Origin of the sequence: Bellilinea caldifistulae, from assembly GCF_001306055.1 — a bacterium.
GTDB classification, from domain to species: Bacteria; Chloroflexota; Anaerolineae; order Anaerolineales; family Anaerolineaceae; genus Bellilinea; species Bellilinea caldifistulae.
The window spans coordinates 60,756-76,561 of sequence record NZ_LGHJ01000018.1; the positions used below are offsets into that span (position 1 = coordinate 60,756).

Annotated in this window: 14 protein-coding genes and 1 tRNA gene; 11 read left to right on the forward strand and 4 right to left on the reverse strand. The window is 49.9% G+C overall.

The features are described 5' to 3' along the window. On the forward strand, window positions 1-1,701 hold the full coding sequence (recJ, locus tag AC812_RS12985; protein WP_061915470.1) for a single-stranded-DNA-specific exonuclease RecJ: 1,701 nt from the start codon (window positions 1-3) through the stop codon (window positions 1,699-1,701). An 18-nt stretch (window positions 1,702-1,719) separates the two neighbouring features. On the opposite strand, the gene AC812_RS12990 is transcribed toward recJ, so the two are convergent. After that, complete coding sequence (locus AC812_RS12990) at window positions 1,720-2,403, reverse strand: glycosyltransferase family 2 protein (RefSeq protein WP_061915473.1); 684 nt, start codon at window positions 2,401-2,403, stop codon at window positions 1,720-1,722. Window positions 2,404-2,538: 135 nt separating this feature from the next. Here AC812_RS12990 and AC812_RS12995 point away from each other — a divergent pair, with 135 nt between their 5' ends. Genes AC812_RS12995 through AC812_RS13005 form a run of 3 tightly spaced genes read left to right on the forward strand, consistent with a single transcriptional unit; the run spans window position 2,539 to window position 7,456 of the window. Further along, entirely contained in the window at window positions 2,539-3,879 is a 1,341-nt protein-coding gene (locus AC812_RS12995) for an AAA family ATPase (protein WP_061915476.1), read from the forward strand. Continuing rightward, complete coding sequence (locus AC812_RS13000) at window positions 3,876-4,631, forward strand: glycerophosphodiester phosphodiesterase (RefSeq protein WP_061915479.1); 756 nt, start codon at window positions 3,876-3,878, stop codon at window positions 4,629-4,631. The genes AC812_RS12995 and AC812_RS13000 overlap by 4 nt, the downstream gene beginning before the upstream one ends. A 14-nt stretch (window positions 4,632-4,645) precedes the next feature. Next, window positions 4,646-7,456 carry a glycoside hydrolase family 3 N-terminal domain-containing protein gene (locus AC812_RS13005; RefSeq protein ID WP_062158930.1) on the forward strand — a complete coding sequence of 937 codons (2,811 nt, stop codon included), beginning with the start codon at window positions 4,646-4,648 and terminating at the stop codon, window positions 7,454-7,456. On the opposite strand, the gene AC812_RS13010 is transcribed toward AC812_RS13005, so the two are convergent. Continuing rightward, window positions 7,453-8,436, reverse strand: a complete 984-nt coding sequence (locus tag AC812_RS13010) for a serine/threonine protein kinase (RefSeq protein ID WP_061915485.1) — start codon at window positions 8,434-8,436, stop codon at window positions 7,453-7,455. The genes AC812_RS13005 and AC812_RS13010 overlap by 4 nt on opposite strands. 162 nt (window positions 8,437-8,598) lie before the next feature. Between AC812_RS13010 and AC812_RS13015 the strand changes: the two genes are divergently transcribed. Continuing rightward, the gene (locus tag AC812_RS13015) at window positions 8,599-9,279 is read left to right on the forward strand and encodes an FHA domain-containing protein (RefSeq protein ID WP_061915488.1); all 681 of its coding nucleotides are present in this window, start codon (window positions 8,599-8,601) and stop codon (window positions 9,277-9,279) included. A 116-nt stretch (window positions 9,280-9,395) separates the two neighbouring features. Next, entirely contained in the window at window positions 9,396-10,244 is an 849-nt protein-coding gene (locus AC812_RS13020; RefSeq protein ID WP_062158932.1) for a hypothetical protein, read from the forward strand. 11 nt (window positions 10,245-10,255) lie between these two features. On the opposite strand, the gene AC812_RS13025 is transcribed toward AC812_RS13020, so the two are convergent. Continuing rightward, complete coding sequence (locus AC812_RS13025) at window positions 10,256-11,542, reverse strand: glycosyltransferase (RefSeq protein WP_061915494.1); 1,287 nt, start codon at window positions 11,540-11,542, stop codon at window positions 10,256-10,258. Between the two features lie 50 nt (window positions 11,543-11,592). Between AC812_RS13025 and AC812_RS13030 the strand changes: the two genes are divergently transcribed. Continuing rightward, window positions 11,593-11,665: transfer RNA gene (locus AC812_RS13030), tRNA-Thr, on the forward strand. Window positions 11,666-11,898: 233 nt separating this feature from the next. On the opposite strand, the gene AC812_RS17875 is transcribed toward AC812_RS13030, so the two are convergent. After that, on the reverse strand, window positions 11,899-12,099 hold the full coding sequence (locus AC812_RS17875; RefSeq protein ID WP_169787312.1) for a hypothetical protein: 201 nt from the start codon (window positions 12,097-12,099) through the stop codon (window positions 11,899-11,901). 318 nt (window positions 12,100-12,417) lie between these two features. On the opposite strand from AC812_RS17875, the gene hisG reads away from it, so the two are divergent. The 4 genes from hisG to hisH are packed head-to-tail and all read left to right on the forward strand — an operon-like array spanning window position 12,418 to window position 15,802. Beyond that, window positions 12,418-13,467 carry an ATP phosphoribosyltransferase gene (gene hisG / locus AC812_RS13035; protein ID WP_061915500.1) on the forward strand — a complete coding sequence of 350 codons (1,050 nt, stop codon included), beginning with the start codon at window positions 12,418-12,420 and terminating at the stop codon, window positions 13,465-13,467. After that, a complete protein-coding gene (hisC, locus tag AC812_RS13040; RefSeq protein ID WP_061915503.1) occupies window positions 13,460-14,584 on the forward strand; it encodes a histidinol-phosphate transaminase in 1,125 nt (374 codons plus the stop codon). Before hisG ends, hisC begins: the two co-directional genes overlap by 8 nt. Further along, window positions 14,581-15,195, forward strand: coding sequence for an imidazoleglycerol-phosphate dehydratase HisB (gene hisB / locus AC812_RS13045; RefSeq protein ID WP_061915506.1), 615 nt, complete (start codon window positions 14,581-14,583; stop codon window positions 15,193-15,195). The genes hisC and hisB overlap by 4 nt, the downstream gene beginning before the upstream one ends. Then, on the forward strand, window positions 15,188-15,802 hold the full coding sequence (gene hisH / locus AC812_RS13050) for an imidazole glycerol phosphate synthase subunit HisH (RefSeq protein WP_082149021.1): 615 nt from the start codon (window positions 15,188-15,190) through the stop codon (window positions 15,800-15,802). Before hisB ends, hisH begins: the two co-directional genes overlap by 8 nt. Window positions 15,803-15,806: the final 4 nt, after the last annotated feature.

Here is a 15,806-nt window from a genome sequence, read left to right on the forward strand (position 1 = left end):
ATGCAAAAAGTTGCCTCAAAACGCTGGAAACTGGCAGAAAAAATACCACCGGAAATCGAACAGGCATTGAGTTATTATCCGGCTTTCTTTCGTCAGGTATTGTATAACCGCGGCATTACCAGTACCGAGCAGGCCATGGCTTTTCTCAGTCCGGGCGAAGATTTTCACGACCCCATGATGCTCCTAAATATGGCGGGGGTGGTAGAACGACTGCTGTATGCCATTGATCATCATGAACCGATTGCCGTTTATGGGGATTATGATGTGGACGGAGTCAGCGCAACGGCTTTGCTGGTAGAAACCATTCAATTACTGGGTGGAAATGTCACCGCATACATCCCCAACCGCTTTGAAGAGGGTTACGGTTTGAACATTGAAGCGCTGGGTCATTTACGGGAGCAAGGCATTCGTCTGGTATTAACGGTGGATTGTGGGATTCGTTCGTTACAGGAGGCAGAGCATGCCAGACAGATTGGATTGGACTTAATCATCAGTGACCACCATCACCCATTGGATGAAATTCCGCCGGCAAATTTTGTGATTTGCCCCAAACAAAACGGTGACGAATATCCGGAGAAAAATCTGGCGGGGGTGGGGGTTGCCTATAAAATTGCTCAGGCATTACTTCGGCAGCGCCGGAAAGAACTGCCACGCGAAGGATTTGGCCTGGATCTGGTGGCATTAGGCACGGTTGCGGATGTTGTGCCGCTCACCGGCGAGAACCGGCTTTTGGTGCGGGCTGGATTGAAAGAGTTGAGGCGTGGTGGGCGCACCGGTTTGCGTTCCCTGGCTCAGGCTGCCCGACTCAATCTTGGGGCATTGAGTACTTCCGACATTGGATTTGGTTTAGCGCCGCGTTTGAATGCCGCCGGGAGGTTAGAATCGGCGCTGGCTTCTTACCAGCTGCTGCTTGAGAGGGATATTCAGCAAATTGGCATGCTGGTTCAGCATCTGGATGATCAAAACCGCGAACGGCAAAAAATCACTACTGAGATGCAAAAACGAGCCGAAGAGCTCATTCAGGAGGAGGGATTCGAGGAAATCCTGTTTGCTTTTGATGAAAGTTTCAATCCTGGGGTTGTCGGCCTGGTGGCAGGTAAGTTAACCGAAAGTTACTACCGTCCGGCGGTGGTGGGACATATCAATGGGGAATATGTGCGGGCTTCCTGCCGGAGTATCCCCGCTTTTCACATCACTCAGGCATTGGATGCCTGTGCCGATCTGATGGTACATCATGGGGGACATGCGCTGGCGGCGGGTTTTACCATCCATCGGGATCGTTTAGCCGAGCTCAAACAGCGGCTTGCAAAAATTGCCTTTGAGCAATTGGGAGATTTAGATTTACGTCCCGTGCTACGGGCTGATGTGGAAATTCCGCTGGGTGAACTGCACCCGGAATTTTTGAAGTACTTGTATCTACTGGAACCAACCGGAATGGATAACCCGGAGGTCTTTTTTGTTTCGCGCAATGTACGCACTTCCAATGCCCGGGCAATTGGTGCGGATGGAAAACACCTCAAATTTTTAGTGACCGATGGGTGGATTACGTACGACGCGGTTGCTTTCCGGCAGGGACATTGGATGGAAGCCGGTTTACCAAAAGAGGTAGATATCCTATACCGCTTCGAGATGAATACCTTTAACGGGCGGGAAAGTTTACAGCTAAATGTAGTGGATATCAAACCCGCTGGCGGGGATTGATCTCGAATGGAAGGCGGCTTAATCTACGAAACGATACTTGATCAAAGCCCATAAGGCCTCAAAGGCATCCCAGGCTTTGATTTTTTTGCCTTCCGAATAATCGCGTGGATTGAAGGCAATTGGCACTTCGTAGATGCGTATCTTTCGTTTGAGAATTTTGGCGGTGAATTCCGGTTCAAACTCAAATCTGCGGGCATGCAGGGGAATATCTTTGATGATTTCCCGTTTGAATACTTTGTAACCGGTTTCCATATCGCTCAGAATATTGTTGTAGAGGATGTTGGTGATCATGGTCAATAACTTATTGGCGACCATGTTCCAGAATAAAATCGGACGGCGTGCAGCCCCCAAAAAGCGCGATCCATACACGACATCGGCGATTCCATCCCGAATCGGCTGCAAAAGATTGGGGTATTCTCGCGGGTCGTATTCCAGATCGGCATCCTGAATAATGATGACATCACCTGTAGCATTTTGAATGCCGGTTCTTACGGCAGCCCCCTTGCCCATATTCTTTTCATGGAAAATGGTACGGATTTCACCTTTTTGTTCCAACTCGCTTAAAATTTCGCGGGTGCCGTCCCTCGAACCGTCATCCACTACCAGGATTTCATCTGCTAAACCGGTTGATTGGACGCGCTGGATAATCTCGGAAATTGTTTTACGTTCGTTATAAGCCGGTATGATGACAGAAATTTTCATGGCGGCAATTATAAGGTATCCGTCCCAAATCAACAAGTCATGGCGTGCTATAATTTGGATGTCGGTTTCCGCACTAGTTGTTTGCTTATTCAGATGAAGTGAAACGGTTTTGAAAACTTTCTTTGGAGGGGTAGGATGACCAAAACTACTCGCCCGCCAACATCCGCTGCAACAGCAGTACCCACCGGCCCTTTTGTTCCACCGCCGATTAATACCATCGAAGATACCGGTCTGAATCCGTTGTGGCTTCAAGATCTGGCTCTGAAAATATTTTATTTTCAAGGGTATATGAGCGGTTTCAAACTGGCCGAGGAAATCGCCCTGCCGTTTACCGGCGTGCTCAGCCAGATTTTAGATGCCCTGAAACGCGAAAAATTAATCGAGGTACGTTCGTCGCAAGCAGGAGTGGGGGAGGGCGCTTATATTTACGCTATTACAGGCGCGGGTATTGCCAGAGCAAGGGAGGCTCTAGAGCGGTCACAATACGCTGGCCCTGCGCCGGTTCCGTTGGAAATGTACAATGATGCGATTCGACGCCAAAGCCGCGGCCGACTACAGGTGACGAATCGCGTAATGCGGCAGGTGCTTTCCCATGTAGTTCTTTCGGAAGACACGTATCAGCGTTTAGGCCCGGCAGTTAATTCGGGAATGTCTATTTTTCTCTACGGCCCTCCGGGCAATGGCAAAACGACGATTGCCCGAGCCATTGGCAACCTGATTCAAGCCCAGAAAATGTACATCCCTTACGCAATTTATGTGGATGGGCAGGTGATAACCCTGTACGATTCGGTCAATCACCAACTGGCTGGCGAGGAAGATGCCTCTATGCAAGGTACCGGCGGACTGCGTTCCACCGTGCGGCGCGATCCACGCTGGGTGCAGATTCGGCGCCCCTTTATTGTAACCGGCGGCGAGTTAACCATGGCGGGGCTGGATCTGGTCTTTGACGATACGCTGAAGTATTACGAAGCCCCGTTTCAGATCAAGGCGAATGGCGGCATTCTCCTGATTGACGACTTTGGCCGCCAGCAAGTCCGACCGCGCGATCTGCTCAACCGCTGGATTGTACCGCTCGAAAATCGGATTGATTACATGAGCCTGCACACCGGCAGAAAATTTGAAGTGCCTTTTGATGTGCTGGTGATCTTTTCAACTAATCTGCCGCCCAAAGAGCTGGTAGATGAGGCGTTTTTACGCCGATTGCGCCATAAAATTGAAATCACCGATCCGAATTACGAGGAGTACCGGGAGATTTTCAAGCGAGTGGCGGCGCAAAAAGGTGTGGCTTACAACGATCAAGGGTTGGCTTATCTACTTCAAGAATACTACATTAAAGCAAATCGAAAATTGAGGGCGTCTCATCCCCGTGATTTGTGTGATCAAATTCTGGATATCTCCCGTTATCTTGGAATGGAGCCGGAAATGTCCAAGGAGTTAATTGACCGCGCGGTGAAGTCCTACTTTGTGGAATTATGAATCGACTTTTTGAATTACCCAAACCGATTATTTTTGCCCATCGAGGGGCCTCGGCTTATGCCCCGGAGAACACAATGGCAGCCTTCCGCCTGGCCGCCCAACAAGGAGTAGAAGCGATTGAACTGGATGCCAAACTTTCAGCGGATGGTGAAGTCATTGTTATTCACGACAAAACCGTTGACCGAACTACCAACGCAAAAGGCGCGGTGAGCCAATTCAGCCTGCGGGATTTTCAACAAATGGATGCAGGCAGTTATTTTTCTGAGGAATTTCGTGGTGAGTCGGTGCCGGCGTTGCGGCAGGTATTTGAGGAATTCGGACGGAAACTTTATATCAATGTTGAGCTGACCAATTACGCTACCCCGCGTGATCCGCTGCCGGAAAAAGTGGCGGAATTAGTTCGGCTGTTTCATCTGGAGGATTGGGTTTTATTTTCATCCTTCAATCCGATCAATTTATATCGAATCCGGCGACTTCTGCCAGAATGTCCGGTCGGAATTCTGGCGTTGGAAGGATTGGCTGGCTGGCTGGCTCGTTCGTTCATCGGCAGCTGGTTTGCCCCGCACATTGTCCATCCTTATTTGCGGGATGCCACCAAATCCTTTATTCAAAAGCAACATGATCGCCATCGGCGGGTGCATGTGTGGACGGTGAATGATCCGCTGGATATTCAACGGTTGTTTGAGGACGGGGCAGATGGTATTTTTACCGATGATCCCGTGGTTGCCCAACAAATTCGGAATCGATTGTGAACGGACTTAAACATATGCATTCCACCCAGAAGTGGTTGAATATCCTTTGGATCCTTGTCCTCGTAGCGGGACAGGTTGCCTTGGGGCTTGGACCGGGATCGAGCGCCCAGGCGGCGAATAACCCTCAAAGTGAGCTCGACACTCGCGTGCGATTGATCATGGATCAGATGACACCGGAGCAGAAAGTTGGTCAGCTATTTCTGGTAACCTTCAAGGGTACCGATGCCCGACGTGACTCAGCGATTTACCGGTTGATTGTTGATTTTAAAGTGGGCGGAGTCGTGCTGCGCGCTGACAATGATAATTTTGAACCGGCGGGCAATACCGTTCCGAAAGCGGCTGAGTTGATCCGGGCTCTACAAAATCACGTTTGGGATGCTTCCCAAACCCAGGATCGAACAGCAGGTACGCAGGTTTTACCTTACATTCCGTTATTCATTGGCATTTCTCAGGAAGGGGATCTCTTTCCCAACGATCAAATTTTTAGCGGGATGACTTCCCTGCCCAGTTTGATGGCAATCGGGGCGACCTGGAATCCATCCATGGCCGAAGCCGTTGGAAATGTGATGGGAAAGGAATTGCGGGCAATCGGCTTCAACCTGTACATTGGACCATCTCTGGATGTGTTGGAGGTTACGGCAAATTCGGCTAATACATTGGGCGTTCGTACCTTTGGGGGGGATCCTTTCTGGGTAGGCGAGATGGGAAAGGCGTATGTGCGTGGTTTGCATTTGGGCAGCCGCGATCAGATGGCGGTGATTGCCAAACATTTTCCGGGACGGGGAGCATCGGACCGCTTGCCGGAAGAAGAAGTGGCAACGGTGCGCAAATCGCTGGATGCGCTTCGTCAAATCGAACTGGCTCCGTTTTTTGCATCCATGCAAGCCAGTGTGGAGAGTAGAGCCCGGATGGACGGGGTGATGGTTTCTCACATTCGCTATCAGGGGTTGCAGGAAAATATCCGTGAAATCACACCGCCCGTCAGTCTTGATGCTGAAGCAATGCGGCAGGTGCTGACTCTTGAACCGGCAGCCACATGGTATCAAGAAGGCGGCGTGATCGTCAGTGATAATTTGGGCAGTAACGCTGTAAGGCGCTTTTATGACCCGACCGGCCAGACTTTTGATGCGAGGGCGGTTGCCAGAAATGCCTTTCTGGCAGGGAATGATTTGTTGTATGTGAACAATTTCGTCGAACCCATTGACAACGACAGTTCCACTACGATTATGAGGGTTTTGGACTCGTTCGCCCAAAAATACCGTGAAGATGCTGCATTTGCCGAACGGGTTGATCAATCGGTAGAACGAATTTTGAAGTTGAAATTGCGTCTTTTCGGGGAGTTCCGCATTGACCGGGTGCTTCCGCCGGCGAGTCAACTGGCTGAGGTGGGACGATCGCAATCGGTGGCACTTGAAGTTGCCCGTAAAGCAGCAACCCTGCTCAGCCCTTCGGCAGCGGAATTAAACATACGGCTACCCCGTCCACCCGAAAGCCGCGATCAGATAATTTTTTTCACTGACGTGGTGAGTGCACGGCAGTGCAGTACTTGTGGGGAACAGCCGATTTTTTCGGTAGACAGTCTGAAGAATGCGGTTATTCGCTTGTATGGGCCGGCAGCAGGTGGTTCCATTATTCAGGGTTATTTGTTTTCATATTCCTTCCTTGACCTGAACACCTATTTGAATAATCCGTCAGGTTTGGCTGCTTTGGGGGTCAATCTGGCTGATGCCGAATGGGTGGTTTTTGCACTTTCAGGTGACAATCCCTCTCACCCGGAATCACAAGCCCTCCGCCGATTATTGAATGAGCGCCCCGATTTGATTTTGAACAAAAAAGTGATTGTATTTGCGTTTGGGGCACCTTACTTACTGGATGCAACCGATATTGCAAAATTGACGGCCTATTACGGGTTATACAGTAAAGTGCCGGCGTTTGTTGATACGGCTGCCCGAATTTTGTTTCAGGAGCAAAGCGCAAATGGGGCCTCTCCGGTTTCGATCCCCGGAATCGGCTACGATATTATCCGGGCAACCTCTCCCAACCCCCTCCAGGTGATATCTCTTTATTTGGATTTTCCGGTTAACCCTGAGATAACGGAGACTCCAATCACGCCTCAGCCAACCGAAACTCTTGAGTTTAAAGTGGGGGATGTAATCCCCTTTAGAACCGGAATTATTGTGGATCAAAACGGCAATCCGGTACCGGATGGTACCGTAGTGCGTTTCATCATCAATACGCTGGGTGAAAGCGGTACGACCCAGCAGATTGAAACCGTTACTACCGGCGGGGTCGCTAAGGCAAGTTATCGGATCAACCTTCCTTCCACTATTGAAATTCGTGTAGTCAGCGAACCGGCAATGACCTCTCAGATTATTACCATTAACCCTCTGAATGGTGAAGCCAACATTTCCACAGAGGTACCTACTCCGCAACCCACTCTGACATCCACGCCTACCCTTACTCCGACACCCCAACCGACTGAAGAAGCCGAGGAACTTTCAGAAACCACGCTTGATTATGGTTTTTGGGACTGGATGACCATGCTGCTGATTGTAGGAGGAGGGGGTGTGGGCATTGGTTTTATCGGACAACGGCGGATTTCTTTGCGCTGGGGTTTCCGTTGGGGGATGATGGCCGTCATTGGTGGAATTATGGCTTATCTATATCTGGTCAGCGGCTGGTTTGTGCCGTTAAGCCCCTTGGCCAGCGCAGGGCGATGGGGGGTGGCCATCAGCAGTCTGATTGGTTTACTCAGCGGTTGGGGAATTGGCTGGCTCTGGCAAATTCGTCTGCAAAAGGCCCAGAAACCTACCCGCAAGCCTTAACGGATCAGGGTCATCAACAGACTGATGACCATCAATAAACCCGTAATGAAAATCAGACTTTGCTCCAGCGGGTAATTGATAAAACTCCAGGGGGAAGTGGCTTCGGTTTTAAGGCGAGGGAGGGTGGGACGGTCTCCGAGCAGGCTTTTTCGGAACACCTCAACGGATTCGGGTCGTTCATCGGGATGCAGCCCCATTGCCCATAAAATGCATCGTTCTGTTCGAAGTGAGATATCGGGGTTAATTTGACGGGGTGGAATCAGACGACTCGGGTCAAGAAATCGTTCGCGGGCGTCGGCAGGCGGTTCATTGGTTAAGAGGTGGTAGAGTGTTGCACCGAAGGCATAAATATCACTGCGAACATCGGTATGTCCACTGTCACCGCCGTACTGTTCCAGGGGGGTGTAGAGCGCCGTACCCTGACCCTGTAAGACGGTAATGGTTACCTCGCCGGGTGCAAGGACTTTTACCAGTCCAAAATCCACCAATTTGAGCAAACCGCTGGGGGTTACTTTCAGGTTGGAGGGTTTGATATCGCGGTGCAGGATCGGCGGATTTTGACTGTGAAGATAAGAAAGCGCGCTTGCCAGTTGATCGGCCCAGTTAAGCACCTCGGCTTCTGAAAGGAAACGATTTTCCTGTTTCGCTTCCATCATGAGAGAACGCAGATCCCTGCCGGGGATAAAATCCATCACAAGGTAATCACGCGAACCGGTGGAAAAAAAGTCGGAAACTTTGGGTAAGTTGGGATGATCCAAACGCGCCAGAACCGTTGCTTCGCGGAAGAACTGATCTCGGGCTTCTTGCAGCAAATCTGGGGGAAGTGAACGATCGTGTTCGACTTCCTTAAGAGCGCATTGACGACCTTCGAGACGGAGATCATCCGCAAGGTAAATACTGCCCATGCCGCCTTGTCCGATTATGCGGACAATGCGGTAGCGGCCCCGTAAGACTTCTCCGGATTTTAGAGGCAAGGGCATTGGTCAGATCCCTGTTCTGTGGGGGTCAGGCAGTCTGGTGTCTTTCTCGGCGTGAAACCAGAATGTCTTCAGAATACTTTTACACAAAGTATCGATTCTTTGATATATTATACCTTACTGGGTGAGGCAATCATTCCCAATCCTGCATTCTGGAGATGGGCAGTGGATTCGCGTAGTGAAGATCAACCGATTTTGATTGCACAAAGCGGGCCGCTGAACGGCAAGCGGTGGGATATTTTCGATGGAATGACCATTGGACGGGAAAAGGATTGTGATCTGGTAATTCCAGACCGTCAGGTGTCGCGTTATCATGCCCGCTTTGAGGTGCACGCGGATCGAACTGTTCTCCATGATCTTTCAAGTAAAAATGGAACATACCGGAACGGCAAGCGGGTTGAAGAACCGGTTGTTCTTCAGGATGGGGATGTTGTTCAAATAGCGCTGGTTCAGTACTTTGTCTATCTCAGTTCGGATTCAACTTTACCATTGGGAACTGAATTTGAATTACCTCTTGAAGAAGCCGAGCAAAAGTTCAACAAACGATTGTTTTTGGATAAGTTATCCCGGCGGGTGTGGGTGAATGGACAGGAACTTTTACCGCCGCTTTCGGTACCTCAATTTCGGTTACTGGAAGCATTGTATGATAACGAGGGAAAGGTTGTTTCAAGGCAGGAATTGGTCGTCGCAGTCTGGGGGGATGAAGAAGCCATAGGTGTCTCGGAACAGGCTCTGGATGCCCTGGTGAGACGTCTGCGGGATCGTCTGGCAGTGTTGGATCCCAATCATGCTTATCTGATTACCGTGCGCGGATATGGGTTGCGCTTAGACAATCCTCCGGTTTAATTGAGGAGGGTTGACTGTCTGTATTTCCACATTTTTCAAACTGAAAACTAATTGTAAGTTTGAATGATTGATTGCCGACGTGCTTTGATTTAGTATTTAATCAAGAGTTTTCCGCAATGAAGATGGAGTTAGAAGGCGGGAAGATCAACATGATGAAACACTTGCAGTCGGTACAAAAATCTACTCATCCTAACGAAGCCCATTACTACTCATTCAGACAACCCCTTGCTCTTTCCGGTCACGAAGGCAGCCTGAACGAAACGGCATCGGTAGAAAGACATTTTCCCAAGACAACCGGGCTACACAAAACTACTTTATTGGAAGAAAAATGGTTTGGGCCGAGCGTTTGGAAGAGTAAACTCTATGATGGCATCCTGCCGGCTTTGGTGATGATCCTGCTTACTTTGTTGTTTAATTTACTTTTTATTCCGGTGGAAGTGCTGTTTGGTACACCGGGACTTCTGATTTACACTTTAATCATTCTGGCGGGCGGGGTTTACTCGTTGGGGAAATGTGTTCAGATGCGTTTTGATGAAATTACACGTGCCTGGTATGGTTTGATTGCGGGGTTGTTGTTGTGGTTCGCCGTCAATACCGCCGGGCGTCTGGGTGAAAGTTCATTCTCAATTGAAGTGGAAGCGGTCATACTGCTTTTGGCGGTGTTGGTTACTGCCACGCTGTGGAAGACCGTTTTCCCGCTGGGTGTAAGATTTTTGGCGTTTGTATTTTTAGTTGAGTGGACTTTGCGCTTCTGGCTGGAATTGCATGTCTTTTTGGCTGAAAGCTTTGAGTTTTTTCAGTGGAGTTATTATCTGAGTGGTTTCATTGCGCTTTCAAGTTTAATCTTTTTTTTGTTATGGATGTTCCAAAAGGCTGAAAGCCGCATTCATCATCTTTGGGCTGCGGTAGGCGTGTGGTTTTGTACGCTGATGGTTCTAATTGTGTTCTTCCAAATGCCCCTTTAAGGAGAACTTGCCTACATAGCGGAAAATAAGGGCTGGAAGGTGCGCTCGCCGCCCGTCCGAAGGTTGAGAGCATCCAGATAGACGGATTTTATTTCGTCGGCAATCCGCTCCCACGAATAGGCTTGAGCAACTTGATTAGCCTGTTTTCCCAGCCGATCGCGTAATGTGGGATCAAGTATCAGTTCTTTAAGACGGTTGCCCAGAATTTCCGGCTCGCCATCTGGTACGACAAAACCGGTCAGGCCCTCCTGCACCAAAAATGCCAACCCACCCACCTGCGAAGCCACCACAGGGGTGCCGCAAGCCATGGCTTCCAGCGCAACCATTCCAAAGGATTCATAATGTGAAGGAACCACAACTACATCAGCGGCAGAATAGTAGTACGGCAGTGAATCCTGATCGCGTTTGCCAAGGAAAAGTACAAAATCGCGCAAGCCGAGGCTTTTGACGAGATTTTGCAACCGTGCCATTTCGGCATTGACGCTCAACTGGCTCTCTTCAGGATCACCCCCGACAATCACCAGGGAGTAGGGGCAGCACAGCAATTCGGTGGACTGCTGCATCCAGGCGACTGCTCGAATGAGAGTTTCTAGCCCTTTAAGAGGTTCAATTCGTCCGACGAATAAAATCATCCGATTTTTCACCGGTACGCCGATCACCTCACGAGCCTCATCCCGCGGAATGGGATAGAAGCGGCTCAAATCCACTCCAGGGGGAATCACCCGAAGTTTTTTTGAGTTTGCCCCGTAAAGAAATTCCAGCTGGGATTGTTCTGCCGGTGTCGCAGCAATGATTCGGTCGGCTATTTGTAAGACATGTTTTTCACCTTCTAAACGATACTCGCCTTCAATTTCTTCGGGAGAGCGGGCGACCCGATTTTTCATTAGCACGAGAGTGTGGAACATGTGGATGATGGGCGCGTTCCATTCCGCCTTCAACTTTTCCGCCGCGATTCCGGACATCCAGTAATGGCTGTGGATGAGATCGTAACGCAATTGTTTGGCGCGGGTGAAGTGAAGAATCCCCTCCACAAAGTCAGGCAGGTAGTTGACCAGTTCCTTTTTTGGCAGGGGGACTTCTGGCCCGGCGGGAATATGTACCACCCGGTTGCCATAACCTAAGTTGTGCAATACATGGGGGACGTGTTCATCCTGAGAACGGGTAAACACATCCACGTGAATGCCGGCTTTACCCAAAAAGCGGGTTAATTCAGCGACATACACATTCATTCCGCCAGTATCTTTACCGCCCAGGGTCGCCAGTGGGCAGGTGTGATAGGAAATCATCGCGATGTTCATGATCAAATTCCTTGCCCGAAAAATCGGTGTACTGGTATAATTTGACCCACGCCACCGTAGCTCAGACGGTAGAGCAGGCGTTTCGTAAACGTCTGGTCAAGGGTTCGAGTCCCTTCGGTGGCTCTTTGATTCTACACCCGCATCAGAGATGTTTCGGTTTTTCATCCCGGTAACATTGTACCGACTCGGTATTTCTGTTTTCGGTGGATTTTTCAAATATCCGGAACTCTCGCTGGATGTCCTGTAAGGACCAGAGCAAGATTTGCCCGAATGAAAGGAAACTTCCTTTCAACGCTATTCAGTTGAAGCAGGACAGGAATGCATTGTTCTTTGCAATGAAAATTGAAAAAGTTTCCTTAAAAACCGATACGGAACCAATCTGTACCGGTAATTACGGAAAGTGCCAGCAGGATGAACACAATAAAAAGGATCATTCCGCAGCCACACCCTAAACAGGAGCCGCTGCCAAATCCAAATCGGGATTGGAGCCAGTTAAACAGGCGATCCAGTAAAAACAATTTCAACAAACCTGATAAGCAACCTGGGCGATTGTCCATTTTGTTTTGAACCTCTCTGTTTTTCTACTTTATTTACGAAAGAGATGCAGAAAAGTTGCCTGAAAGATGCGGGTTAAGCCTTGTATAATGCTCTCGGAAGAATTCAACAAAAATTGCTTGACAATTCCAGACACCTCTCAGTAAAATAACCCATATGATACCCGTGATGCATACTCCCATTTCTCTCCATCATCATCATTTGATCCATAACCTCCACTGTCCGATTGGGTGAGTGGGTAGTTCGGGTATTACCGCTTAGAACCAACCCCCGCCAATCGGCGGGGTTTTTTTTATATCTTTTTGCATTGAGGGAAAGCCATGAAAACTTTTCGGATTTCGTTACCATCCAAAGGCCGTTTATCTGATGAAGCAATGAATTTTTTAGAATCTTGCGGCTTACGGGTTTACAAACCCAATCCTCGCCAGTACGAGGCAGTCCTGCCGGATTTGCCGGATTTGAAAGTCCTTTTTCAAAGGCCGGGGGATATTGTTGCCAGTGTTGCCGATGGAAGCGTTGACTTTGGGATTACGGGTCTGGATATGGTCATGGAAAAATCACCGGAACCAACGTCAATTCTGGTTTTGCACGAGGCGCTGGGGTTTGGGGGTTGTACATTGAGTCTGGCAATTCCAGAGGGGTGGGAAGGAATAAATACTCTTGAAGGACTGAAAACCCATGCGGTTTACTTGGGGCGTCCATTGCGGGTGGCGACCAAGTTTTCTCGTTTGACCGGTCAGTTTTTGAGCCTGCACCAAATTCCATTTTCCCTGATCTCTGCTGAAGGAACGCTCGAAACTGCCCCGGCGATTGGTTATGCCGATATGATCAGTGATCTGGTGGCCTCTGGGCAAACTCTGCGGGATAACCGCTTGAAGGTCATTGAAGGCGGTGAGATTCTCGCTTCTCAGGCGGTACTGATTGCCAATTTTCACCGGTTGAAGGATAGCGAAGCAGCCCAGGCGCTCGCCCGCAACTTACTGGAATTGATCGAGGCTCATTTGCGGGGAAGTACCAATTACTCGGTATTTGCCAATATGCGCGGCCCATCGGCTCAGGCAGTTGCTCAACGGATTTTTGATCACAGCACTTTACATGGTTTACAAGGCCCGACCATCTCACCGGTGTTTACCCCGCGGGGAAACGGTGATTGGTATGCTGTGCATGTGGTGGTTGAAAAGCATGAGATTTACCGGGCGGTCAATGAACTCCGGGCGGTGGGCGGTAGCGGAGTGGTGGTTGTGCCGGTAACCTACATTTTTGATGAGGAGCCGCCGCGTTGTCTGAGGATGAAACAAGCGTTGAGCATGGCTCAACCGCCAACCCTTGCCGCTATATTAGAAAAACCATCGGAGCGAAAAGATGATTGATGAAATTCAAAAAGATGTGTTTGAGCGTTTTGAACAGGTTGCGCCCTACACCCCGATTGAGCCGTTTGAAGTCATTGCGGAGAGAGTGGGGCGAAAGCCTGAGGAAATTATCAAGTTAGACGCAAATGAAAACCCTTACGGTCTCTCTCCGTTGGCGCGTCAAGCTTTGAGCGGATTGCGTTGGGGCAATATTTATCCTGATCCGGAAAGCCGTGCCTTACGTCAGGCGATTTCCGGTTTTCTGAATGTTCCGGTCGAACATATTTTGGCTGGCGCTGGCGCAGATGAATTGATTGATTTGATTTTGCGAGTCCTGTTGAAGCCCGGTGACGCCGTGCTGGTTGCACCTCCTACCTTTGGTATGTATGCCTTCGACGCCCGGATTAATGGTGGACGGGTGCTGGAGGTGCCGCGTAATCCGGACTTCAGTCTAAATCTGGAGGGGATGCGTCGGATTGTGCAACAGCAAAAACCACGGGCGGTTTTACTGGCTTCTCCTAACAACCCGGATGGAAGAATGCTCACCCCGTCGGAATTGGAGGAAATCTTTTCGTGGGGTGTGCTGGTTGTACTGGATGAGGCATATATCGAATTCAGTGATGGTGGGCAATTGGGCGAAAAAAACAGTCAGATTCGTCTGCCGCTTGAACGGGATAATGTGATTGTGTTGCGTACTTTCAGTAAATGGGCTGGACTTGCCGGACTGCGAGTGGGTTACGGTGTTTTTCCGCAGTGGATGCTGCCGGTTTTGTGGAAGGTAAAGCAGCCCTACAATGTCAATGTGGCAGCCAGTGCAGCGGCCATTGCTTCGTTGGAGGATTTAGCCTGCCTTATTGAGCGGGTGGCCAATCTCCGCTCGGAACGCTGGCGCCTGTTCAACGTGCTTACCCAGGTTGACTGGCTGGAACCTGTGCCCTCGCAGGCTAATTTCATTTTATGCCGGGTTAAAGGGCGGCCTGCCAGGAATGTCAAAGCCGATTTGATGAAAAGAGGCATCTTTGTACGCTATTTTGATACCCCTCTACTGCAAAACTATATTCGTATCAGTGTTGGATTACCTCAACACCACGATGTTTTGTTTCAAGTCTTGAAGGAAATGGAGGAACCCAACTCATGACTGAAAACCAGGTGAAAGGGCGAATTGCTTCACTTAGCCGGCAGACCCGCGAAACTTTCGTTCAAGTGGAATTAAACCTGGACGGAACAGGCGAGTACCAGATTCAAACCGGTATCGGATTTTTAGACCATATGCTGGCGCAGCTGGCTTTCCACGGTCTGTTTGATTTACGGATCCGGGCGGAGGGTGATTATGAAGTGGATTATCACCATACCGTTGAGGATTGTGGTCTGCTGCTGGGGGAGGCGTTTGACCGCGCGTTGGGCGAACGCAAAGGGCTGGTGCGGATGGCAGTTCAGTATGCACCGATGGACGACAGTTTAGCCAGGGTAGTGGTGGATTTGTCCGGCAGGCCTTATAGTGTGATCAAGGCACGCTGGGAAGCCAGCGAAGTCGGCCGTATTCCGGTGAGTTTGTGGGAGCATTTTCTGGAATCCTTTGCACTGCGTTCCCGTTCAAACCTGCATGTCAAGGTCTTTTACGGAAGGGATGGTCATCATCAAGTGGAGGCCGTCTTTAAAGCGCTGGCGAGGTCACTCTGCGAGGCCAGCCGGTTGGAACCGCGCCGTTTGAATGAAGTGCCATCCACAAAAGGAGCCTTGAATGTCTGATCCAATGGTCGTTGTAGATGCCGGCACAGGCAATTTACGTTCGGTGGTCGGGGCTTTGACCAAAATAGGCGCTTCGGTCAGGCTGACCCGTGACCCGGAGGATGTTTTGAGGGCTGAACGAATTATTCTGCCGGGGGTAGGAGCATTTGGTGAGTTTATGCAGGGACTCACTCGAAATCACCTGGATGAAGCCCTGAAAAACTTTATCCAAAGCGGACGGCCGCTCCTGGGGATTTGCGTGGGTATGCAGGCTTTAATGGAAATCAGCGAGGAGCTTGGAAGTTACCAAGGCTTGTCTCTTTTCAAGGGGCCGGTCAGGAAATTTCCATCCATGCCGGCTTACAAAGTGCCGCATACCGGTTGGAATCAAGTCTGGATCAGGCGGGACTCACCCCTCACCCGAGGACTTACCAGTGGGTTTTATGCTTATTTCAATCACAGCTATTATTGCCAGCCGCACCAGAACGAGTTTGTCCTTGCGACAACCGATTATACGCTTGACTTTTGTAGCATGATTGGGCAGGGAGTTCTGTTTGGCGTTCAATTTCATCCCGAAAAGAGCCAGGCAGTTGGTGAAATTTTGCTGAACAATTTTGTCAACTTGTAGGCGA